Source organism: Streptomyces sp. NPDC040610 (genome assembly GCF_055594065.1).
The window spans coordinates 84,716-106,275 of the sequence record NZ_JBVIXA010000018.1 but is presented as its reverse complement, the minus strand read 5'-3'; the positions used below and the strand labels follow the sequence as shown (position 1 = coordinate 106,275).

Here is a 21,560-nt window from a genome sequence, read left to right as displayed (position 1 = left end):
GGGCTCCACGATTCAGCCTGGACTGGTATCAGCCTCAGATGATGTGACAGTATCAGCCCATGCTGACGTCAGTCGACACTGAACTGATGCGGGTGCTCGCCGACCCGCTCAGAATGAAGATCGTGACCCTGCTCGCCCACGAGACGCTGTGCACCACTCACCTGGTCGCCGAGACCGGCGCGAAGCAGACCAATCTCTCCAACCACATGAAGGTGCTGCGCGAGGCGGGAGTCGTGGACACCGAGCCGTGCGGCCGCTTCATCTACTACAAGCTCAAGCCCGAAGTCCTCGACGCTCTGGCCGGCTCCTTCGCGGGCCTGGCGGCCGCCGCGCGCGAGACGGTCGAGACCGGCCGGAAGCGGGCCTGCTGATGGCCGGCACGGAACAAGCGGGCACGGGTGCGCCTGCGGCCCCGGCCGCCGATTCCGGCGTCGTCGCCAAACTCTCCACACTCGACCGCTACCTGGCGGTCTGGATCCTGGCCGCGATGGCCGTCGGCCTCGGCCTGGGGCGGCTGATCCCCGGCATGGACGACGCGCTCGCCAAGGTCGAACTCGGCGGGATCTCCCTGCCGATCGCGCTCGGCCTGCTGGTCATGATGTACCCGGTCCTGGCCAAGGTCCGCTACGACAAGCTCGACGCCGTCACCGGCGACAAGAAGCTGATGGCATCGTCGCTGGTCATCAACTGGCTGGTCGGGCCGGCGGTGATGTTCGCACTCGCCTGGATCTTCCTGGCCGACCTCCCCGAGTACCGCACGGGCCTGATCATCGTCGGGCTCGCGCGCTGCATCGCCATGGTCATCATCTGGAACGACCTCGCCTGCGGTGACCGCGAAGCCGCAGCGGTCCTTGTCGCTCTCAACTCCGTCTTCCAGGTCCTGGCGTTCGGGCTGCTCGGCTGGTTCTACCTCGACCTGCTGCCCGGCTGGCTCGGCCTGGGTGAGGGCGAGCACCTCGACATTTCCATGTGGAAGATCGCCCTGAACGTCGTCATCTTCCTCGGCGTCCCGCTCCTGGCCGGCTTCCTCACCCGCCGCATCGGCGAGCAGCGGATGGGCCGCGACAGGTACGAGGCCAACTTCCTGCCGAGGATCGGCCCGTGGGCCCTGTACGGCCTGCTCTTCACGATCGTCATCCTCTTCGCCCTCCAAGGGAAGACGATCACCTCGCAGCCGCTGGACGTGGCCCGGATCGCGCTGCCGCTGCTGATCTACTTCGCTCTCATGTGGTTCGGCACCTTCGCCCTCGGCAAGGCGATCGGCCTGGCCTACGACCGCACCGCGACGCTGGCGTTCACCGCGGCGGGCAACAACTTCGAGCTGGCCATCGCGGTCGCGATCGGCACCTTCGGCGTCACCAGTGGCCAGGCGCTCTCCGGCGTCGTCGGGCCGCTCATCGAGGTGCCGGTCCTGGTGATGTTGGTCTACGTCTCACTCGCCTGGCGCCGGAAGTTCACCACCCGGGCCGCGACACCGGCCGACCGAATCCCGGCCGTCCGGCCCGGGGCGACCATGCCCATCAGGGATCCCGGGTGCTGTGCCCCGCCGTGCCTGCGGCCGTCAGCCGATGGCGGGGCTGCGGCGCTCGACCAGGACGACGTCACGCCAGAGGCCGTGATGCCGACCGATCCGCTCCCGGGTGCCGATGACCCGGAAACCTGCCCGTTCGTGCAGAGCCAGGCTCGCGGTGTTCTCCGGAAAGATCCCGGACTGAATCGTCCAGATCCCGGCCGCCTCCGTGGACGCGATCAGAGCCCTCAGCAGCACCCCGGCGATGCCCCGGCCGCGAGCCGATGGAGAGAGGTAGACGGAGTGCTCGACCACCCCGGCGTACGCGCACCGGTCGGAGACCCGGCTGGCGGCGACCCACCCCAGCACCGCCGCGCTCTCGTCGAGCGCGGCGAAGCGATGCTCGGGCAACCGGGTGGCGTCGAACGCCTCCCACGACGGCGCCGTGATCTCGAACGTGGCGTTCCGCTCGTCGATCCCGGCCTGATAGATCGCCAGGACCTGCTCAGCGTGCTCCGCCCGCATCGCAACCACGACGGCGCTGTTGCTCACTCGACTCCCCCATGGTCTGTTCAGGCTGTGGTCGGCAGGGCCAGCAACTGGCCCATCGCCGCGAGCACGCTCGGCTCGACCCGGTAGTACACCCACGTCCCGCGCCGCTCGGAGGCCAGCAGCCCGGCCTCCTTGAGCTTCTTCAGGTGGTGGGAGACGGTCGGCTGCGAAACGCCGACATCGGAGATGTCGCACACGCACGCCTCGCCGCCCTCGTGCGAGGCGACCAACGAGAAGAGCCGCAGCCGGACCGGGTCCCCGAGCGCCTTGAACATCTTCGCGGTCCGCTCGGACTCCTCGGCCGTCAGGGGCCGCTCCGTCAGCGGCGGGCAGCACGGCGCCACCGCCTCGTCCACGACGCACAGCTCCACCACGCTCGACTTCGACATGCGTCAATATTGACATCCATCGAACCGATGAGGCAAGCTCCGGGACATCAGCCATATTGACGAACGTCGAATCAGAAGAAGATCGACGTCCCCCCTCCTCCTGGAGCACGTCATGAGCGAGAACACCTCCGCCACCCTGCCGATCGCAGTCGTCGGCGCCGGCCCCATCGGCCTCGCCGCCGCCGCCCAACTGCTCGACCGCGGCCTTGAACCGCTGGTCCTGGAGGCCGGAGAGGCCGCGGGCGCCGCCGTACGGGAGTGGGCGCACGTCCGCCTCTTCTCCCCCTGGGCCGAGGTCACCGACCCGGCCGCCGAGAAGCTCCTGGCCCCCACCGGCTGGGCCAGGCCGGACGGCGCCGCGTACCCCACCGGCGGCGACTGGGCCGAGCAGTACCTCCAGCCGCTCGCCGACGTCCTCGGTGAGCGAGTCCGCTTCGGCGCCCGCGTCACCGGCGTCTCCCGCACCGGCCGCGACCGCGTCGTCGACGCCGACCGCGACGAGCAGCCCTTCACCCTCCACATCCTGCGCGGCGACGGCCGCGAGGAGCGCATTCTCGCCCGCGCCGTCATCGACGCATCCGGCACCTGGGCCACCCCCGGCCCCCTCGGTGGCGACGGCCTGCCCGCACTCGGCGAACGCGCGGCGGCCGACCACGTCTCGTACCGCGTCCCGGACCTCAAGGACCCCACCGTCCGTGCGCGCTACGCGGGCAAGCGCACCGCGATCGTCGGCTCCGGCGCCTCCGCCTTCACCGCCCTAGCCCTCCTGGCCGACCTCGCGAAGGAAGCACCGGGCACGCACGCCGTGTGGATCCTGCGACGCGGCATCACCGGCTCCACCTTCGGCGGCGGAGCCGACGACCAGCTCCCCGCCCGCGGCGCTCTCGGCCTCGCCGCCAAGGCCGCCGTGGACGAGGGCCACGCGGACGTGGTGACGGGATTCCGCACCACCGCCGTCGAGAAGTCCGGCGCCCAACTGGTCCTGGTCGGCGAGGACGGCCGCCGCCTCGACCCGGTCGACGAGGTCATCGGCCTCACCGGCTTCCGCCCCGACCTGTCCTTCCTCGACGAACTCCGCCTCGGCCTGGACGAGCGCCTCCAGGCACCGGTCGAACTGGCCCCCCTGATCGACCCCAACGTCCACTCCTGCGGCACCGTCTACCCCCACGGCGTGAAGGAGTTGTCCCACCCCGAGCAGGGCGCCTACCTGGTCGGCATGAAGAGCTACGGCCGCGCCCCGACCTTCCTCGCCATGACCGGCTACGAACAGGTCCGATCCATCGCCGCCGCGCTCGCCGGTGACCAGGACGCGGCTGAGCGCGTCGAACTGACCCTGCCCGAGACCGGCGTCTGCGGCGGGGCGGGCCTCTTCGACGAGCCCACCGCCCAGGCGGAGGACACCGGCGGTTGCTGTGGGTCCCCGGACGCGTTGCGGATCGGCGGCCCCGGCGCTGCCGCCGGCGGCTGCTGAACCACACGAAAAAGCGGCGTCCGGGTCGGCCATGGCCGACCCGGACGCCGCTCAGCAGGTCAGAGGGGGTTGCCCTCTCCCGCTCCTGGTAGACCGTGTGGGACTCGAACCCACAACCAATGGATTAAAAGTCCACTGCTCTGCCAATTGAGCTAACGGTCCTCGCCGACACAGTGTCGGCGCACCCATGAGCATAGCCGGACGGGGCCCGGCATCCGATCGGGTATCCCGTCCGGGGGCCCGTGGTGTGGCGAAGGCCCGTACGACGTGTACGTCGTACGGGCCTTCAGTCACTGCTCAGACGGCGTCAGCCGTTGCGCTTCCAGCGCGGCTTGTCGTCGCGGCGGCCGAAGGAGCCGGTGCCGGAGCCGGAGCCGCGGTTGTACGACGGGCGGTCGTGGCCGCCCGCGCGGTGGCCGCCGGCGGGGCGGTCGTCGCGGCGGTCGCGGTTGAACGGGCGGTCGCTGCCCCGGTGGCCGGACGGGCGGTCGTCGCGGCGGAAGCCGCCCCGCTCGTCGCGGCGCTCGAAGGAACGGCCGCCACGGTCGCCGCCGCGGTCGTCACGGCGGTCGCGGTTGAAGCCGCCGTTGCCACGGTCGTCGCGGCGCTCGAAGGAACGGCCACCGCGGTCGTCACGACGGTCGCGGTTGAAACCGCCACGGTCGCCACCGCGGTCGTCACGACGGTCGAAGGAACGGCCGCCGCGGTCATCGCGGTTGAAGCCGCCGCGGAAGCCGCCACGGTCGTCGCGGTTGAAGCCGCCGCGGTCGTCACGGCGGTCGCGGTTGAAGCCGCCGTTGCCACGGTCGTCGCGGCGCTCGAAGGAGCGGCCGCCACGGTCGTCACGGCGGTCGTCGCGACGGTCGCGGTTGAAACCGCCACGGTCGCCACCGCGGTCGTCACGACGGTCGAAGGAGCGGCGCTCCTTCTCGTAGTTGCCGCGCTCGTCACGGGCCGGACGACGCTGCTCGTACGAGGGACGGTCCTCGCGGACGGGACGCTCGGCGTCGCGCTCGGCGACCGGCTGCTCCGGCACGGACACCGCGGCGGTCTCGCCCTCGGTCTCGGCGGGGGCGTCGGCGGCCTCGGCGACGGCGGCGACCGCGGCCGTCGGGTCCTCGCCACGCTCGCGGGCGGCGCGGGCGGTGAGGCGGTCGGCCTCGTCGCGCAGCTCGGCGGCGCGGCGCTGGGCGCGCTCCAGGTCCTTGGTGAGGTCGCGGACCTCACGCTCGGCCTGGGTGGCCGCGTTGCCCGCGGACTCGGCCTGGACCTCGGTCATGGAGCGGGCGCCGGTGATCTCGGCGACCTCGGGCTCGAAGGCACCGCCGCCGTTGATGATGTGGCGCGAGGCGTCGACGCCCGCGTCCTCCATGAGGCGGAAGATCTGGCGGCGCTGGTGCGGCAGGGACAGGGACACGACCGTGCCGGAGCGGCCCGCGCGAGCGGTACGGCCGGAGCGGTGCAGGTAGTCCTTGTGGTCGCCGGCCGGGTCCACGTTCAGGACCAGGTCGATGCCGTCGACGTGGATGCCGCGGGCGGCGACGTCGGTGGCGACGAGGGCGTTGACGTAGCCGTCCTTGAAGTCGGCCAGCGTGCGCGTACGCGCACCCTGCGTCATGCCGCCGTGCAGCGCGTCGGCCTTCACACCGGCGTCGCGCAGCTGCTCCGCGATGCGGTCGGCGCCCAGCTGGGTGCGGACGAAGATGATGGTGCGGCCCTTGCGCGCGGCGATGGCGGCCGTGACCGGCGCCTTGTCGCGGGGCTTCACGATCAGGATGTGGTGCGTCATGGTCGTGACGTTGCCCTGGGCGCTGTCGACCTCGTGCGTCACCGGGTTGGTCAGGTAGCGCTTGACCAGCGTGGAGATCTCGTTCTCCATCGTGGCGGAGAACAGCATGCGCTGGCCGCCGGCCGGGACCTGGTCGAGCAGCTCGGTGACCTCGGGCAGGAAGCCCAGGTCGGACATCTGGTCGGCCTCGTCGAGGACGGCGACCTCGACGTTCTCCAGGGAGCAGGCGCCGCGGTTGATGATGTCGCGCAGACGGCCGGGGGTGGCGACGAGGATGTCGACGCCGCGCTCCAGGGCGTAGATCTGGTTGCCCATCGACGTACCGCCGCAGACGACCTTCATCTTCAGGCCGAGGACGTCGCCGTAGGGCTGGAGGGCGTCGGCGACCTGCATCGCCAGCTCGCGGGTCGGGGTGAGGATGACCGCGCGGGGCTTCTTCTTCTCGGTGTGGCCGTCGGCGAGGCGCGCCAGGGTCGGCAGACCGAAGGAGAGGGTCTTGCCGGAGCCGGTGCGGCCACGGCCGAGGATGTCCTTGCCGGCCAGGGCGTCCGGGATGGTCGCGGCCTGGATCGGGAACGGGGTGTGCACGCCGTTGCGGGCGAGCTTGCGGACGACGCCGTCGGGCAGGCCCAGGTCACCGAAGGTGATCTCGGGCTCGGCGTCGGCGTCGGGCTCGGTGGCCTCGGTGACGGCGTCGGTGGTGACCTCGGTGACGTCCTCGGCGGACTCGACGGTCTCCACGGCCTCGGCGACAACCGCTACGGCGTCGCTCTCGACGGCCTCGACCGACTCGTTCTCGGGCAGGACGGCGTGGTCAGAACTGAAAATGGACATGCGAAATGCGAAACCTTCCGGAGTCTCGGCACGCGCCCGTCAACTCCGTGATTTCGCAATGGACCGCCTCTATGCGGTCAGCCACGGCAAGGGAGAGTACGCGCCACGCGGCGCTCTTCTGTGTCGGCGCCGGGCAAATGGGATCAAACGATCTACCACCATACGCACCCCCCACCCCAATTGGCAAACGCCCACCATATCGGGGCTTTCCCAGGGCCTCGACGACGGCTCCACACCCCCACGCGGGGCCAAGCGACAGCCGTCACAAGCCCCGCCCCCGTCCACGGCGCCCCCGCCCGAACAAAGCCCCTACGCAGGCCCAGCCTCAGGCGAAGGCTCCCCCCGCCCGGCAGGCTCCCCCACCCCTCCATGGGCGGACGACGACGGCTCCGGGGACGTCGGCTCCTGCGTGGGCGTGGGCGTCGCGGACGTCGGGTCGGGGGCGGGTGTGCTCCGGGTCGGCCGGGGCCCCGGCCGCGTACGGGTCGGCGAGGGCTTGCCGCCGTCGCTGGTGGGCTCGACGGTCGAGCCGCCGCCGGAGCCGCCCTTCGAGGGCTCGTCGTCCGGCACGGCGTCCTTCCCGCGTCCGGCGTCCGGCTTCTTGCCGTGCTTGCCGCCGTCCTTCTCGCCGCCCTTGGCGTCCTTGCCGCCCTTGCCGCCCTTCTCGCCGCCCCGGCCGCCTTCAGCGCGCCCGTCGCCGCGGGAGCCACCGGGTGTGACGGACCCCCCGTCGGGGGCGGCGGCCCCGCTCCGCTCACCGGCGGACCGTGCGGGGGCGGGCGCGCCGCTCCCGTCGTCGCCGATGCTCATACAGCCCGCGGTGGCCGCGACGGCCACCACGGCCGCGGCCCACCGAACGGAAACGTACACATGGCGCACGGCCGAGCACCTCCGAAGGCGCTGGGGGGAAGGAAGGAACGACCTGCCCAACTCCCGCGCCCCACAAGAGGACACGGAAACCCCGCGCCCGCACCCGACCTGTGACCGAAGCCTCAAACCGACCGCACCGGACCGACGTCCGAAGCCCCCGGCAGCCCCCTGAAGCCCCCGGAACCTCCCGGGCCCCCGGGACCTCAGCCGTACCCGAGGGCGTGCAGCCGCTCGTCATCGATCCCGAAGTGATGCGCGACCTCGTGCACCACGGTGATCTCGGTCTCGGCGACGACGTCCTCGCGCGACTCGCACATCCGCAGGGTGGGCCCCCGGTAGATGGTGATGCGGTCGGGCAGCACCCCGGCGTACCACTCCCCGCGGTCGGTGAGCGGAGTTCCCTCGTACAGCCCAAGCAGCTCGGGGTCGTCGCGGGGCGGTTCGTCCTCGACGAACACCGCGACGTTGTCCATGAGCCGCGTCAGCTCGGGCGGAATCCGGTCGAGCGCCTCGGCCACCAGTTCCTCGAACTCCTCGCGCGTCATCTCCAGCACACGCCCATTGTCCGCCACGCCCCGCGCCCGCCGCCGCCCCGGCCGGGAACGGCCGCGCACGAGCCGGCGCCCGCGCCCCGACGGGCAGGGCGACCGCCCGGCGCGGGCATAGCCACCACCGCGCATGGGCATACGGGCCCAATGGGGCGCGACGTCACGGTCGTTCTGCGGAACCTGCGCGGCCTGCGCGGGGCGACGACCGCTCTCGTCGGCCGCTACCGCGCGGCACACCCGCCCCCCACCACGAACCTCACCAGCACCCCGCACCCGTTCGGCCGTGCGGTGGGCCTGGTGGCGGTGGTGCTGCTCGGGGCCTGGCTGGGGCTCTTGATCGTCGGCAGCGTACGTACGTCCGTGGGCCCCATGGACACGCGCATGCAGCTGCGCCCGTCCCTGACCGGCGGCACGAAGATCGACGTGTCGCCGCTCGGCGCCCTGGAGCTGAACTCGCACGTGGCGCCGATCCGCCTGGACGTGGAGGTGGACCGCCTGGACCCGGTGCGCTCGGAGGCCCTCGTGGACCATCCGGAGCGGATCTCGGGGATGCAGGAGGAGGTGGCGGAGGACGTCGTGACGGGCACGTTCGACCTGGCGGTGCGGTCCTGCGCGGCCGTGGTCGCGGGTGCCACGGCGCTCGGCCTCGCGGTGTACCGCAGACCGCGCAGGGCGCTGGCGGCGGGCGGCCTCGCGCTCGCGCTCCTGGCGGCCTCCGGCGTGGCGGCGTACGCGACCTGGAACCCCAAGTCGGTCCTGGAGCCGAAGTTCTCGGGCCTGCTGAGCAGCGCCCCCTCCGTGGTCGGCAACGCCCGCAACATCGTCAGCGAATTCGACGTCTACCAGCGGGAGTTGGCACGCCTGGTCACCAACGTGACGAAGCTGTACGACGTGACGTCCACCCTTCCCGCGTACGAGCCGGACCCGTCCACGATCCGCCTCCTGCACGTGTCGGACATCCACCTCAACCCGGCCAGCTGGAAGATCGTCGCCTCGCTCGTCGAGCAGTACGAGATCGACGTCATCGTCGACTCCGGCGACACCATGGACCACGGCACCGCCGCCGAGAACGCCTTCCTCGACCCGATCGAGGACCTGGGGGCGCCCTACGTGTGGGTGCGCGGCAACCATGACTCGTTCGCGACGCAGCGCTATCTGAAGAAGCTCAAGAACACCCACGTCCTCGACGGCGGCAAGCCCCTCGACGTGGCCGGGCTGCGCTTCGCGGGCATCGGGGACCCCCAGTTCACACCGGACCGCTCGGTGAAGCAGGAGGGCAACCCGGTGGAGGAGATGGCGGGCATCAACCTCGCCGCATCGCTCCGCGAGCAGGCCGCCAGGGGCACACCGGTCGACATCGCCGTCACCCACAACCCCACGGCCGCACGCCAGACGGACGGAACGGTGCCGCTCGTCCTCGCGGGCCATGTGCACCGCCAGGAGATGGAGGTCATGGACGAGGGCACCCGGCTGCGCGTCGAGGGCTCCACGGGCGGCAGCGGGCTGCGCGCGGTCGAGGGAGAACACCCCGACCCGGTGGAGACGTCCGTCCTCTACCTGGACCGCGCCACCAAACGCCTCCAGGCCTGGGACGAGATCAAACTGGGCGGGCTCGGCCTCACGAAGGCCGAGGTCAGCCGCCATCTCCCCAAGGAGAACCAGCCCGGGGCCGACCCCTCGACGCCGCCCCCGGTCCCGCCCTCGTAAACCGTTTTGGCGATCCCTCCCCCCATCCCATATGCTTCTCACGTCCCCGACGCGCTGCAAAGCGCCCACGGCGGGCCTCTTAGCCCTCATCGTCTAGTGGCCCAGGACGCCGCCCTTTCAAGGCGGTAGCACGGGTTCGAATCCCGTTGGGGGCACGCAACACCTGTGCGAGACTTGTGCTCGCACAACGCTTGGTCCTGTGGAGCAGTTTGGAGTGCTCGCCACCCTGTCAAGGTGGAGGCCGCGGGTTCAAATCCCGTCAGGACCGCTACGGCTCGCGAGAGCCGAGTGGCTGGGTAGCTCAGTTGGTACGAGCGATCGCCTGAAAAGCGATAGGTCGCCGGTTCGATCCCGGCCCCAGCCACCTCCAGAAGGCCCCGTCCCCGGACGGGGCCTTCGCCGTTCCCCCTCTCCCCACAGGCGGCCGGACGAGAAACCCCCACCGGACAGTCGGCCGAACCGGGAACCCCCACCGGACCGATCCCCGCAAACCGAACCGGAGGGGCCGTGCCGGTATGTCCGCGCGCAGCTCGGCCCACCACGAGGGGCGTACAGGGAACGTCAGGGACGACGCACACGCGAGCACGGACATACCGGCACGGCCCCGCCCCCCCCCAACCGGACAGAGGGCGAAAGGACCGCAACCCCAAACGACCCCCGGCTAGCCGGACACGTCGGCCTCGGCGGCACCGGCCCTGCGGCGCCGCAACAGCACCGCACCCCCCACCACCACGACAACCCCCACCAGCATCGCCCAGTCCGGCACAGCGTCCCCGAGCCGCCCCGCCCACTCCTGCACGGCGAACGAGTCGTCCACATCCAGCAACCCCGGCAGCGCCGCAGCCCCGTCGTACGCCAGGAACAACCCCCCGAGCAGCACGAAGAACAGCCCGGACAGCACCGACGTCGTATGGAGCTCAAAGCGCCCCACCCGGAACACCCGCCCCCGCAGCCACCGCCGCCGCCCCAACTCGAACCGCTCCCACAGCACAGCGAGAACGAACAGCGGCACAGCCATCCCCAGGGCGTACACGGCAAGGAGAGCGCCCCCGTACACGGGGCTCCCGCTCACGGCCGCCACGGTCAGCACACTCCCGAGGATCGGCCCGGCGCAGAACCCGGCAAGCCCGTACACAGCCCCCAGCGCGTACACCGACACAGCCGTGGTGGGCCGGATCCGCCCGGACAGCTCGGCCATGCGCCGCGAGGCGAAGCCAAGGCCCACGACCTGCGCGACACCGAGCGCGATGATCAGCCACCCGGCCCAGAACACCAACTGCTCCCGGTGCCCGAAGAAGAACCGCCCGGCCACGGACCCGGCGGCGCCGAGCGGCACCAGCGTCGTGGCGAGCCCGGCGTAGAAGATCCCGGTACGGGCGAGGAGACGCGAGGTCGAGTCGATGGAGTAGGCGAAGAAGGCGGGCAGCAACAGCGCGCTGCACGGACTCACGAGGGCCAACAGCCCCGCAAGGAACGCGGCAAAGTACCCGACATCGGCACTCACTTCGAGCCACCCTTGCCCGCCGCACCCTTGCCCGCCCCGCCCTTCGCCGCTTCGGCCTTGGCCGCGTCGATGGCCTGCTCGAACACCGCATCCGGCTGCGCCCCGGCAATCGGCTGCCCGTTGACGATGAAGGACGGCGTGGAGGTGGCACCGAGCTTGTACCCCTCCTCCTGGTCCTTCTTCACGGCGGCCCGAGCAGCCGCACTCCCCGCGTCCCGCGCGAACCGCTCGACGTCCCCGACCCCGGCCTCCCGGGCCAGCTCCTTCAGCCGCCCGTCCCCGAAGCCCTTCTCCTTGGCCCCGTCCGCGTACGCGGCCTCGTGGAACTGCCAGAACCTGCCCTGCCTGCCGGCCGCCCAGGCCCCGCGCGCGGCCCGCTCGGAGTCCTCGCCGAAGATCGGGAAGTTCCGCCACTCGATGCGCAGGGTGCCGTCCTCGACGTACTTCTTGACGAGCTCGGGCTCGGTGTCCCGGGCGAACTTCCCGCAGAAGCCGCACTTGAAGTCGGCGTACTCGATCATGACGACGGGCGCGTCGGCCTTGCCCTGGGCGAGCGGGTCCTTGGCGTCGCGGCGGGCGAGGGCGGCCAGCTCGGGGTAGACGCCCTCGCGCGGGGATGCGGCGGAGTCGCCGGAGCCGGAGGACTTCTCGGCGGTGGCGGTGGACGCCTTCCCGGGCTTGGAGGCGGTGTACGAGGCGACACCGAGGATCGCGGCGACGGCGACCACACCGGCGACGACGGCGATGTTCTTCTTCTTGCGGGCGGCGGCCTTCTCACGCGCGGCCTGCTGAGCGCGGGCGGCCGCCTTGCTGGTGGACGCCTTGCTGGTGGCTGCCTTGCTGCTGGACGCGGAGGACTTGCCCGTGGATGACGACATGGTGATGCACTGCTCCTGTTGCGTGTGGTGCGTACGTAGACGTAGCTGAGGGACCCCTGAGACGGACAGGGGCCTCCTACACGCGCAGAACGGAGAGGTCTATCGGCGAGGGCGGCACGAGCGCGGGCGGCGCGCGGCCGGGCGAGACGGTCAGGACGGCCGGGTCGGAGATCCAGGCGACGGCGGCGCCCCGAGTGTCGTAGAGAGCGGGAAGCAGCTCGTACGAGGAGGGGGACCGCGGCGGAGCGGCGGGCCGCTGCCCGTCACCCTTGTCGCCGCCTTGCCCGCACCCGGGCACGCCTTGGCCCTCGGCAGCGAAAACAGGTGCCTGCTCCTGCCCCGCAACGGACCCCACAGGCTTACCGGCCCCAGCGGCCCCAGCGACCCCGCCAGCCCCAGCCACCCCACAAAGCACCCCGAGCCCGAGCACGACGACCAGCACCCCCACGAGGGGGCACCACGCAAGCCGGGCCCGGGACCACATGCCCGGAATCGTACGTGTTCCCCCGTGCCCCACGGGAAATCGGTTGGCCGTTCCCGAGCACCGGGTGAGATCCTGGACCGCGTATGTCTACGCAGCCCGCCCTCACCCTCGACGCCCTCGCCCCCCGCCTGACGGAGCTCTCGCTGCGCGATGAGCACCGGATCGGCAGGCGGCTCGAAGGTGCGCGCCGGATCCGCAAGCCCGAGGCCCGTGCCGCCGTTCTCACGGAGATCGCGGACGACGTCGAGAAGGCGGCGGCCCGTATGGCGGGCCGCGCCACCGGCGTGCCCGCGATCACGTATCCGGAGCAACTGCCGGTCAGCCAGAAGAAGGACGACATCCTGGCGGCGATCCGCGACCACCAGGTCGTGATCGTCGCGGGTGAGACGGGCTCGGGCAAGACGACCCAGATCCCGAAGATCTGCCTGGAGCTGGGCCGGGGCGTGCGCGGCCTGATCGGGCACACGCAGCCGCGCCGGATCGCGGCCCGCACGGTCGCGGAGCGGGTGGCCGAGGAGCTGAACACGCCGCTCGGCGAGGCGGTCGGCTGGAAGGTCCGCTTCACGGACCAGGTCAGCGGCGGCACGTACGTGAAGCTGATGACGGACGGCATCCTGCTCGCCGAGATCCAGACGGACCGCGAGCTGCGCGCGTACGACACGATCATCATCGACGAGGCCCACGAGCGGTCCCTGAACATCGACTTCCTGCTGGGCTATCTCGCCCAGCTGCTGCCGAAGCGCCCGGACCTGAAGGTGGTCATCACCTCCGCGACGATCGACCCGGAGCGCTTCTCGCGGCACTTCGGGGACGCGCCGATCGTCGAGGTCAGCGGCCGGACGTATCCGGTGGAGGTGCGGTACCGCCCGCTCCTGGAGGAGGACAACGACGATCCCGACCGCGACCAGATCACCGCGATCACGGACGCCGTCGAGGAGCTCCAGGGCGAGGGCAAGGGCGACATCCTGGTCTTCCTGTCCGGCGAGCGCGAGATCCGCGACACGGCGGACGCGCTGAACAAGAAGAACTACCGGTTCACCGAGGTGCTTCCCCTCTACGCCCGCCTTTCGCACGCCGAGCAGCACCGCGTCTTCCAGCAGCACACGGGGCGAAGAATCGTCCTGGCGACCAACGTCGCCGAGACGTCCCTGACGGTCCCGGGCATCAAGTACGTCATCGACCCGGGCACCGCCCGCATCTCCCGCTACAGCCACCGCACGAAGGTGCAGCGCCTGCCCATCGAGGCGGTCAGCCAGGCCAGCGCCAACCAGCGCAAGGGCCGCTGCGGCCGTACGTCGGACGGCGTCTGCATCCGGCTGTACAGCGAGGACGACTTCCTCTCCCGCCCCGAGTTCACGGACGCGGAGATCCTGCGTACGAACCTCGCCTCCGTCATCCTCCAGATGACCGCGGCCGGGCTCGGCGACATCGAGAAGTTCCCCTTCATCGACCCGCCGGACCACCGCAACATCCGGGACGGCGTGCAGCTCCTCCAGGAGCTGGGTGCCCTCGACCCGACCCAGAAGGACCCGAAGAAGCGCCTCACGCAGCAGGGCCGCAAGCTCGCCCAGCTCCCCGTGGACCCGCGCCTCGCCCGGATGGTCCTGGAGGCCGACAAGAACGGCTGTGTCCGCGAGGTCATGGTGATCGCGGCGGCCCTGTCCATCCAGGACCCGCGCGAGCGCCCCGCCGACAAGCAGACGCAGGCCGACCAGCAGCACGCCCGCTTCAAGGACGAGACGTCCGACTTCCTCGCGTATCTGAACCTGTGGCGGTACGTGCGCGAGCAGCAGAAGGAGCTGGGCTCCTCCGCGTTCCGCCGCATGTGCAAACGCGAGTATCTGAACTTCCTGCGGATCCGCGAGTGGCAGGACATCTACACCCAGCTGCGCACGGTGGCCAAGCAGCTCGGCGTCCATCTGAACGACGACGACGCGGGCGAGAAGCAGGTCCATCTCTCGCTGCTGGCGGGGCTCCTTTCCCACATCGGCATGAAGGACGTGAAGGACGGCGCGAAGAACGAGTACCTGGGTGCGCGGAGCGCCAAGTTCGCGATCTTCCCCGGGTCCGCCCTGTTCAAGAAGCCGCCGCGGTTCGTGATGTCGGCCGAGCTGGTCGAGACGTCCCGGCTGTGGGCCCGCGTCAACGCGCGGATCGAGCCCGAGTGGATCGAGCCGCTGGCCCAGCACCTGCTCAAGCGCACCTACAGCGAGCCGCACTGGGAGAAGGACCAGGCGGCCGTCATGGCGTACGAGAAGGTGACGCTGTACGGCGTCCCGATCGTCACCGACCGCAAGGTCAACTACGGCCGGATCGACCCCGAGGTCTCCCGGGACCTTTTCATTCGCAACGCCCTGGTCGAGGGTGACTGGCGCACCCACCACAAGTTCTTCGCCGCCAACCGCCGGCTGCTCACCGAGGTCGAGGAGCTGGAGCACCGCGCGCGGCGCCGCGACATCCTCGTCGACGACGAGACGCTGTTCGACTTCTACGACCAGCGGGTGCCCGAGGACGTGGTGTCGGGGGCGCACTTCGACTCCTGGTGGAAGAAGAAGCTCCACGAAGGAGGCTCGGCGCCGGAGCTGCTCGACTTCGAGCGGTCCATGCTCATCAACGAGCGCGCGGGCGACGTCTCGAAGCAGGACTATCCGGACTCCTGGCGGCAGGGGCCGCTGAAGTTCAAGGTGACGTACCAGTTCGAGCCGGGCGCGGACGCGGACGGCGTGACCGTCCACATCCCGCTCCAGGTGCTCAACCAGGTCTCGCCCGACGGCTTCGACTGGCAGATCCCCGGCCTGCGCGAGGAGGTCGTGACCGAGCTGATCCGCTCCCTGCCGAAGCCGATCCGCCGCCACTACGTCCCGGCGCCCAACTACGCCAAGGAGTTCCTGAAGCGGGCCACGCCCCTCCAGGAGCCGCTGCACGTCACGCTCGGGCGCGAGCTGCAGAAGATGGTCGGCGTGCCCGTGCACGGCGACGACTTCGACCTGACCCGCGTACCGGACCATCTGAAGATCACGTTCCGGGTGACCGACGAGCGGCGCCGCAAGCTGGCCGAGGACAAGGACCTCCAGGCCCTGAAGCTCCGGCTCAAGCCGAAGGCCCGCAAGGCCCTGTCGCAGGCGGCCGCCGCGACGGCCGAGCGCTCCGGCGGCGAGTCCGTGGAGCGGACCGGGCTCACGGACTGGACCATCGGCTCGCTCTCCCGCGTCTTCGAGACCCGGCGCGCGGGCCAGCCCGTGAAGGCCTACCCGGCCCTCGTCGACGACGGCGACACCGTCTCCGTACGCCTCTACGACACCGAGGCGGAGCAGACGGGCGCGATGTGGCGCGGCACGCGCCGGCTGATCCTGCGCAACATCCCGGTCAACCCGGCCAAGTTCGCCCAGGACAAGCTCACCAACGCCCAGAAGCTCGCCCTGTCGGCGAACCCGCACGGCTCCATGCAGGCCCTCTTCGACGACTGTGCGCGCGCCGCCGCGGACAAGCTCATCGCGGACTTCGGCGGGCCCGCGTGGGACGAGGAGTCGTACCGCAAGCTGTACGAGAAGGTGCGCGCCGAGATCGTCGACACGACCGTGCACGCCGTCGCGCAGGTCCAGCAGGTCCTCGCCGCCTGGCAGGCCTGCGAGCGGCGCCTGAAGTCCACCAGGAGCCCGGCGCTGCTCGCGAACCTCGCGGACGTGCGGGAGCAGCTCGACGCCCTCGTCAAGCCCGGCTTCGTCACGGAGACGGGGCTGCGCAGGCTGCCCGACCTGATGCGCTACATGGTCGCCGCCGACCGCCGGCTCCAGCAGATGCCGACGAGCGTCCAGCGGGACACCACGCGGATGGAGAAGGTCCGCGAGATGCGCGACGAGTACGCGTGGCTCCTGGAGCAGTTGCCGCAGGGGCGGCCCGTGCCGCGTGAGGTCCTGGACATCCGCTGGATGATCGAGGAGTTGCGCGTCAGCTACTTCGCGCACGCGCTCGGCACGGCGTACCCCGTCTCGGACAAGCGCATCGTGAAGGCCATCGACGCGGCGGCCCCGTAGCCCTACGGCTGTGACGAGCCGCTCACACAGAGCGAGTTCGACCAGGGAGCCGACCTCCTGTACAGTCTTTTCTCGCAGCCCAGAGCAACAATCGGAGCTGCGAAACCTGGTCCTGTGGAGCAGTTTGGAGTGCTCGCCACCCTGTCAAGGTGGAGGCCGCGGGTTCAAATCCCGTCAGGACCGCAGTTGCCGTGAGGCCCGTACCCGTGAGGGTGCGGGCCTCACTGCGTTGGCCCGCACCCGCGACGGTGCGAGTCTCACTGCGTTGCAGGCCGTACCCGAGCGGGGTCTTCGTCCACAGCGCGGCTCGCAAGCCCGTGCGCAGCGGGGTTGACGGCGTCACATTCCGCCGGTACCCCGGACAACAGGGAGTGAGCCGCACGCTCCCGAGGAGGTGGCGCATGCCCGCATACCCCGCGTCCGCACGGCACGAGACCCGCGCGCTGCTGCGCGCCCATCTCGCGGCGGCCACCAGCTACCGCCACCTGACCCGGCACTGTCCCATCTGCCACCGACTCCTGCGCCTCGCCATGGAGCCCTCCGGCGACCCGCGTGACGCCACGGAGAGCCGCGACACCGCCCTGGACGCCCACGAGGCCCACGAGGCTCCTGAGGCCCCCGAGGGCGCCGAGCCCCCTGAGCAACGCGAGGGCGAAAGTCCTCCCAAGGCATGACCAAAGCCGAGGCGCACCACACCCGCCGGGTGGGAAGCTGAGCGGAGAGCGGGAGTGTTCTCCCGGGAGTCGCCGGGGAGTTGCCCGGGCGTCGACGCGCTTCGCCTCCTCTAGCGCACGGGCGGTCAGGGCAACAAGCCACGGTTCGTGTGACGGTAGTCACCGAACGAGTTTTAGAAACCCCGGAACTTACACCTGCCCTACAACAGGTCAATCTAATATGTGCAATTGCACCACCTGACGCGCCGCCTTGACGGCACGTCCCCCGACCCCGCAGGGTCCGCCCGACAGGGTCCCCCAGGGATCAACAGGACGGCTCACAGAGGCCCCCAACAGCGCGCACCCACCCGGGGGACGGCGAGCGGCCCCCGCGCGCGCGACGCGCACCGAGGGGCGCCCCGGTCACGCGGGCATGAAAAATCGCGCTGGACCCGGCGGAGTCCAGCGCGATCTACGACGCACCCAGAATGATCAGGCGTGGGGCCCGTTGGGGCGGGTCCCGTGTCGTGTGTAGCTATATGTCGGACGTTACGGCCAGGTTGGGGGACCCGGCAGCGGTCGTACTCATCGTCCGATGTGTACTGCTAACTGCTGTTTAGTTCACAAACGCCGTGCTCAGGCCTCGCTGCGCTGCTGGGGGATACCCGCCAGCAGAGCGCGGACCTCAGCCTCGCGGTAACGGCGGTGCCCGCCGAGCGTGCGAATCGACGTGAGCTTGCCAGCCTTGGCCCAGCGCGTGACCGTCTTGGGGTCGACGCGGAACATCGTGGCGACCTCAGCCGGGGTCAGCAGCGGCTCGGCATCAGGGGTGCGAGCGGTCATGAGCGGCCTCCTCGGGAGAACCGAACCTTCTCGGTTCATTCCTCTAAATTCTGCACCTTGACCCGCGTTGCCCGAAATGGCGGACGCGAGTCGAGTCGGTTATAGGACGAACGGCTTGTCCTCGGCACTACAACTACACCATCCGTCCAGCCGCGTCGGCCAAACCGATGGAATTGCCCTCCCAGGTGTCCATCCGCGACGGAAGCCGATGGACCATGCCATAGCGGACAGTCACGCCACAGTGACGATCAGTCACAGAGCGATCAGGAGTCAACAGACCCCCCATAGCGTGCAATGCAGAGCATTCCGCCCATAGTTGAACGGAAGGAGCCCTCTCCGGACTCCTTGTCCTATTTTGGCATGAGGAAGGCCGATCGGCGCAAGGGTCAGTTAAGTGCGGTCCATCACGCTTGAGGCAAAGGCCCGGATCGGGACCTACGTCCCGCCACCGGGACAAGCGCTCTCCATGAGAGCAGGCCCGAGCGTCACCCGGCCCGGGAACCGGGCGGAGGTCAGTTCGAAACCGGAGCGGCGATCAGTCCGGGGCCGGAGCGGCGGTCAGTTCGAGAACTGCCGCTCCCGCACCGCGCGCCATCGCTCCACGAGCCTCGCATACGCCTCGCCGGCCCCCACCCCGTCACCGGCCCGCAGCGCCTCGATCCCGGCGGCCACGTCCGCCGCCGAGTGGTCCTCGTCGAGCAGCTCGTCCGGCAGCGCGTGCACCAGGCCGCCGTAGTCCAGCTCCACCAGGGAGCGCGGGTGGAACTCCTCCAGCCACCGCCCGACGTCCACCAGGCCGTCGATGAGCGACCCCTCGTCCATCGCGTCCCGCAGCGCCTTCAGGCCCCGCGCCACCCGGCGCCGCGCCTGCACCATGGGCGTGCGGTACCGCAGCACCGGCACCCCGGCCCCGGCGGCCGCCTCCGCGCCCTCGGCATCCGCACCGGCCCCGACGCCCCCGACGCCCTCGTCTTCGTAGCCGCGCTCGTACACCCGCTCTTCGTCCGCCACCAGGACGAACCAGTTCAGCGGCACGTGCCAGGTCGCCGTGCGGATCCAGGGGCGCGCGTCGGGGTTGCGGGCCAGCCACTGCTCGTAGTCCGCGGTGGCCTGGCGGCGCACCACCGGCGGCAGGACGGCGTCCAGGACCGGCGCGGGCAGCTGCCCGCTCAGCTCGCCGAGGGCCTGCCAGCCGCGCAGCCGGGTCCGCCAGGGGCAGACGCACACCACGCCGTCCGTCTCCACCACGAACGCCTCGCCGCTCTCGTGCACGGGCACCGGGATGGGCGGCGTGGGCACCAAATCGGCCAGGGAACGACGGAGTTCGTCCTGGTACGAGGGGCGCTCCCGGCGGCGGGCGTAGCGCGCCCAGTGGCCGCGCTCGGGCTCCGGGAAGGCCGCGAGGGGCTCATACACACGCAAGTACGACGCGTACGGGACGATCACCGAGGACACCTTGGGCACGGCTCCTCCCCTCCCCCGCCGAGCGACTGGAAAACACTGCAAATCGTGCCATGGCCGAACAGTGCCCTTCTCCGTCCTGCGGCCCGGGAGAGTGACCCGCGCGGGGACCGGACAGAGTCATGCCGACCACCCTGCGGCGGCCGGGCACCACGAGGCTCTACCCTCATGGCAAACGGGGCCCGCCACCCGCACGGGAACCCCGCCCAACCGCCGCTACGCAACCGGGAGTCACCACCGTGACCGATGTAACCGACGGCGTCCTGCACACCCTGTTCCACTCGGAACAGGGGGGTCACGAGCAGGTCGTGCTCTGCCAGGACCGCGCCAGCGGTCTCAAGGCCGTCATCGCCATCCACTCCACCGCCCTGGGCCCCGCCCTCGGCGGCACGCGCTTCTACCCCTACGCCACCGAGGAAGCGGCCGTCGCCGACGCCCTGAACCTCGCGCGCGGGATGTCGTACAAGAACGCCATGGCCGGGCTCGACCACGGCGGCGGCAAGGCGGTCATCATCGGTGACCCGGACCGGATCAAGAGCGAGGAGCTGCTCCTCGCCTACGGCCGCTTCGTGGCCTCGCTCGGCGGCCGCTACGTGACGGCCTGCGACGTCGGTACGTACGTCGCGGACATGGACGTCGTCGCGCGCGAGTGCCGCTGGACCACCGGGCGCTCCCCGGAGCACGGCGGCGCCGGCGACTCCTCGGTGCTCACCGCCTTCGGTGTCTTCCAGGGCATGCGGGCCTCCGCCCAGCACCTGTGGGGCGACCCCTCGCTGCGCGGCCGCAAGGTCGGCGTCGCGGGCGTCGGCAAGGTCGGCCACATCCTCGTGGAGCACCTGCTCGCGGACGGCGCCGAGGTCGTGATCACCGATGTGCGCGAGGACTCGCTGCTGCGCATCACCAGCAAGCACCCCCAGGTCACCGCGGTCGCCGACACGGAGACCCTGATCCGCACCGAGGGCCTGGACGTGTACGCCCCCTGCGCGCTCGGCGGCGCCCTGAACGACACGTCCGTGCCGCAGCTCACCGCGAAGGTGGTGTGCGGCGCCGCCAACAACCAGCTCGAACACCCCGGCGTCGAGAAGGACCTCGCCGACCGCGGGATCCTCTACGCGCCCGACTACGTGGTGAACGCGGGCGGTGTCATCCAGGTCGCCGACGAGCTGCACGGCTTCGACTTCGACCGGTGCAAGGCGAAGGCGTCGAAGATCTTCGACACCACGCTCGCCATATTCGCACGTGCGAAGCAGGACGGGATTCCGCCCGCCGCGGCGGCCGACCGGATCGCCGAGCAGCGCATCGCGGAGGCCCGCCGCCCGTGACGCACCGCTGACGCGCACCGACGGAACGTGTGCGCGCGGCACCGATTCGACGCCGGATCACGGCCCGCCGACGCCCTCGGGAGACAAGACTCACCCCCGTCGGCGGGTCGCCTGCCAAGAAGAGGTTAAAATCGCAGCTGACCAGCGAGGAAAGGGCACCTTGCCAGTCGTGCGCCTAGGCGCGTCCTGCGGGCGACGTACCGTATGGCCGCAGGAGCAGGTACCGTGGAAGCCCTACGGACCGGTCTCTCCATGGAGAGTCCGTTCCAGATCATGAACGCGTGTCAAGACTCTGGGGCCATGAAGCCCCGATACCGAGGGGGTCGAGCCATGGGGCGCGGCCGGGCCAAGGCCAAGCAGACAAAGGTCGCCCGCCAGCTGAAGTACAACAGCGGCGGGACTGACCTGTCGCGTCTGGCCAATGAGCTGGGCGCTTCGACTTCGCAGCAGCCGCCGAATGGCGAGCCGTTCGAGGACGAGGACGAGGAAGACGACCCGTACGCGCAGTACGCGGATCTGTACAACGACGACGAGGACGACGAGGACGACCAGTCCGGTCCCTCGTCGCAGCGCCGCGGCGCTTGACCTCGCGGTAGCAGCACAGCGCTGAGTTCGCGCCCATCGCGCCGTTCTGACAGCGACCGCACTTCACCCGGCCCGGGGTGGGAACACCGCCGGACCGGGTTTTGTGCTGTCCACGGGGCTACTCGC

At 70.7% G+C, this 21,560-nt stretch carries 17 protein-coding genes, 5 tRNA genes and 1 pseudogene; 12 read left to right on the top strand and 11 right to left on the bottom strand.

Translation table 11 applies throughout. From position 1 onward, the window contains the following. The first annotated feature begins 59 nt into the window (after positions 1-59). Positions 60-371 carry an ArsR/SmtB family transcription factor gene (locus ACZ6AA_RS37615; protein ID WP_468453576.1) on the top strand — a complete coding sequence of 104 codons (312 nt, stop codon included), beginning with the start codon at positions 60-62 and terminating at the stop codon, positions 369-371. Beyond that, positions 371-1,486: pseudogene (gene arsB / locus ACZ6AA_RS37610) on the top strand (ACR3 family arsenite efflux transporter); the annotation flags it as partial. The gene ACZ6AA_RS37615 and the pseudogene arsB, both read left to right, overlap by 1 nt. Before the next feature lie 75 nt (positions 1,487-1,561). Here the strand turns inward: arsB and ACZ6AA_RS37605 are convergent. Continuing rightward, on the bottom strand, positions 1,562-2,035 hold the full coding sequence (locus tag ACZ6AA_RS37605; protein ID WP_471462983.1) for a GNAT family N-acetyltransferase: 474 nt from the start codon (positions 2,033-2,035) through the stop codon (positions 1,562-1,564). Between the two features lie 47 nt (positions 2,036-2,082). Continuing rightward, positions 2,083-2,451 (bottom strand): ArsR/SmtB family transcription factor, encoded by a 369-nt coding sequence (locus ACZ6AA_RS37600; protein WP_468453579.1) that lies wholly within the window; start codon positions 2,449-2,451, stop codon positions 2,083-2,085. A gap of 112 nt (positions 2,452-2,563) precedes the next feature. On the opposite strand from ACZ6AA_RS37600, the gene ACZ6AA_RS37595 reads away from it, so the two are divergent. After that, positions 2,564-3,922, top strand: a complete 1,359-nt coding sequence (locus ACZ6AA_RS37595) for an NAD(P)-binding domain-containing protein (RefSeq protein ID WP_471462956.1) — start codon at positions 2,564-2,566, stop codon at positions 3,920-3,922. An 86-nt stretch (positions 3,923-4,008) separates the two neighbouring features. Here ACZ6AA_RS37595 and ACZ6AA_RS37590 read toward each other — a convergent pair. The 4 genes from ACZ6AA_RS37590 to ACZ6AA_RS37575 form a co-directional block, all read right to left on the bottom strand. Then, positions 4,009-4,084: transfer RNA gene (locus ACZ6AA_RS37590), tRNA-Lys, on the bottom strand. Positions 4,085-4,229: 145 nt separating this feature from the next. Next, on the bottom strand, positions 4,230-6,545 hold the full coding sequence (locus tag ACZ6AA_RS37585; RefSeq protein WP_471462954.1) for a DEAD/DEAH box helicase: 2,316 nt from the start codon (positions 6,543-6,545) through the stop codon (positions 4,230-4,232). Positions 6,546-6,854: 309 nt separating this feature from the next. After that, positions 6,855-7,424 (bottom strand): hypothetical protein, encoded by a 570-nt coding sequence (locus ACZ6AA_RS37580; RefSeq protein ID WP_471462952.1) that lies wholly within the window; start codon positions 7,422-7,424, stop codon positions 6,855-6,857. 194 nt (positions 7,425-7,618) lie between these two features. After that, positions 7,619-7,969: a metallopeptidase family protein gene (locus tag ACZ6AA_RS37575; protein WP_016643405.1), complete on the bottom strand. Its 351-nt coding sequence runs from the start codon at positions 7,967-7,969 to the stop codon at positions 7,619-7,621. Between the two features lie 141 nt (positions 7,970-8,110). On the opposite strand from ACZ6AA_RS37575, the gene ACZ6AA_RS37570 reads away from it, so the two are divergent. The 4 genes from ACZ6AA_RS37570 (at position 8,111) to ACZ6AA_RS37555 (ending at position 10,034) form a co-directional block, all read left to right on the top strand. Next, positions 8,111-9,670 (top strand): metallophosphoesterase family protein, encoded by a 1,560-nt coding sequence (locus tag ACZ6AA_RS37570; protein WP_468453587.1) that lies wholly within the window; start codon positions 8,111-8,113, stop codon positions 9,668-9,670. Positions 9,671-9,752: 82 nt separating this feature from the next. Then, positions 9,753-9,825 (top strand) — tRNA-Glu (locus ACZ6AA_RS37565). Between the two features lie 38 nt (positions 9,826-9,863). Next, a tRNA-Asp gene (locus ACZ6AA_RS37560) sits at positions 9,864-9,938 on the top strand. Between the two features lie 22 nt (positions 9,939-9,960). Further along, positions 9,961-10,034, top strand: a tRNA-Phe gene (locus ACZ6AA_RS37555). Between the two features lie 297 nt (positions 10,035-10,331). On the opposite strand, the gene ACZ6AA_RS37550 is transcribed toward ACZ6AA_RS37555, so the two are convergent. The 3 genes from ACZ6AA_RS37550 to ACZ6AA_RS37540 form a co-directional block, all read right to left on the bottom strand. Continuing rightward, on the bottom strand, positions 10,332-11,174 hold the full coding sequence (locus ACZ6AA_RS37550) for a cytochrome c biogenesis CcdA family protein (RefSeq protein WP_468453588.1): 843 nt from the start codon (positions 11,172-11,174) through the stop codon (positions 10,332-10,334). After that, positions 11,171-12,052 carry a DsbA family protein gene (locus ACZ6AA_RS37545; RefSeq protein WP_471462950.1) on the bottom strand — a complete coding sequence of 294 codons (882 nt, stop codon included), beginning with the start codon at positions 12,050-12,052 and terminating at the stop codon, positions 11,171-11,173. Before ACZ6AA_RS37545 ends, ACZ6AA_RS37550 begins: the two co-directional genes overlap by 4 nt. Before the next feature lie 76 nt (positions 12,053-12,128). Next, the gene (locus ACZ6AA_RS37540) at positions 12,129-12,350 is read right to left on the bottom strand and encodes a hypothetical protein (RefSeq protein ID WP_468453592.1); all 222 of its coding nucleotides are present in this window, start codon (positions 12,348-12,350) and stop codon (positions 12,129-12,131) included. Between the two features lie 269 nt (positions 12,351-12,619). Between ACZ6AA_RS37540 and hrpA the strand changes: the two genes are divergently transcribed. The 3 genes from hrpA (at position 12,620) to ACZ6AA_RS37525 (ending at position 17,244) form a co-directional block, all read left to right on the top strand. Beyond that, positions 12,620-16,570, top strand: coding sequence for an ATP-dependent RNA helicase HrpA (gene hrpA / locus ACZ6AA_RS37535; RefSeq protein ID WP_471462948.1), 3,951 nt, complete (start codon positions 12,620-12,622; stop codon positions 16,568-16,570). A gap of 108 nt (positions 16,571-16,678) precedes the next feature. Beyond that, positions 16,679-16,753 (top strand) — tRNA-Asp (locus ACZ6AA_RS37530). A gap of 218 nt (positions 16,754-16,971) precedes the next feature. Continuing rightward, positions 16,972-17,244, top strand: a complete 273-nt coding sequence (locus ACZ6AA_RS37525) for a DUF6274 family protein (protein ID WP_471462946.1) — start codon at positions 16,972-16,974, stop codon at positions 17,242-17,244. Positions 17,245-17,859: 615 nt separating this feature from the next. Here ACZ6AA_RS37525 and bldC read toward each other — a convergent pair. Together bldC and ACZ6AA_RS37515 are read right to left on the bottom strand one after the other, a co-directional pair. After that, positions 17,860-18,066: a developmental transcriptional regulator BldC gene (bldC, locus tag ACZ6AA_RS37520; RefSeq protein ID WP_003949541.1), complete on the bottom strand. Its 207-nt coding sequence runs from the start codon at positions 18,064-18,066 to the stop codon at positions 17,860-17,862. Between the two features lie 558 nt (positions 18,067-18,624). Continuing rightward, on the bottom strand, positions 18,625-19,530 hold the full coding sequence (locus tag ACZ6AA_RS37515) for a DUF8083 family protein (RefSeq protein ID WP_471462944.1): 906 nt from the start codon (positions 19,528-19,530) through the stop codon (positions 18,625-18,627). A gap of 236 nt (positions 19,531-19,766) precedes the next feature. Between ACZ6AA_RS37515 and ACZ6AA_RS37510 the strand changes: the two genes are divergently transcribed. Continuing rightward, positions 19,767-20,849, top strand: a complete 1,083-nt coding sequence (locus tag ACZ6AA_RS37510) for a Leu/Phe/Val dehydrogenase (RefSeq protein ID WP_468453598.1) — start codon at positions 19,767-19,769, stop codon at positions 20,847-20,849. A 330-nt stretch (positions 20,850-21,179) separates the two neighbouring features. After that, positions 21,180-21,434, top strand: a complete 255-nt coding sequence (locus ACZ6AA_RS37505; protein WP_190120242.1) for a DUF3073 domain-containing protein — start codon at positions 21,180-21,182, stop codon at positions 21,432-21,434. Positions 21,435-21,560: the final 126 nt, after the last annotated feature.

Bases quoted from the DNA above. Each gene is read 5' to 3' on its own strand.
- ACZ6AA_RS37585 (WP_471462954.1), bottom strand. From the start codon at position 6,545: ATGTCCATTTTCAGTTCTGACCACGCCGTCCTGCCCGAGAACGAGTCG.
- ACZ6AA_RS37525 (WP_471462946.1), top strand. From the start codon at position 16,972: ATGCCCGCATACCCCGCGTCCGCACGGCACGAGACCCGCGCGCTGCTG.
- ACZ6AA_RS37595 (WP_471462956.1), top strand. From the start codon at position 2,564: ATGAGCGAGAACACCTCCGCCACCCTGCCGATCGCAGTCGTCGGCGCC.
- bldC (WP_003949541.1), bottom strand. From the start codon at position 18,066: ATGACCGCTCGCACCCCTGATGCCGAGCCGCTGCTGACCCCGGCTGAG.
- ACZ6AA_RS37505 (WP_190120242.1), top strand. From the start codon at position 21,180: ATGGGGCGCGGCCGGGCCAAGGCCAAGCAGACAAAGGTCGCCCGCCAG.
- ACZ6AA_RS37545 (WP_471462950.1), bottom strand. From the start codon at position 12,052: ATGTCGTCATCCACGGGCAAGTCCTCCGCGTCCAGCAGCAAGGCAGCC.
- hrpA (WP_471462948.1), top strand. From the start codon at position 12,620: ATGTCTACGCAGCCCGCCCTCACCCTCGACGCCCTCGCCCCCCGCCTG.
- ACZ6AA_RS37600 (WP_468453579.1), bottom strand. From the start codon at position 2,451: ATGTCGAAGTCGAGCGTGGTGGAGCTGTGCGTCGTGGACGAGGCGGTG.
- ACZ6AA_RS37570 (WP_468453587.1), top strand. From the start codon at position 8,111: ATGGGGCGCGACGTCACGGTCGTTCTGCGGAACCTGCGCGGCCTGCGC.
- ACZ6AA_RS37615 (WP_468453576.1), top strand. From the start codon at position 60: ATGCTGACGTCAGTCGACACTGAACTGATGCGGGTGCTCGCCGACCCG.
- ACZ6AA_RS37605 (WP_471462983.1), bottom strand. From the start codon at position 2,035: ATGCGGGCGGAGCACGCTGAGCAGGTCCTGGCGATCTATCAGGCCGGG.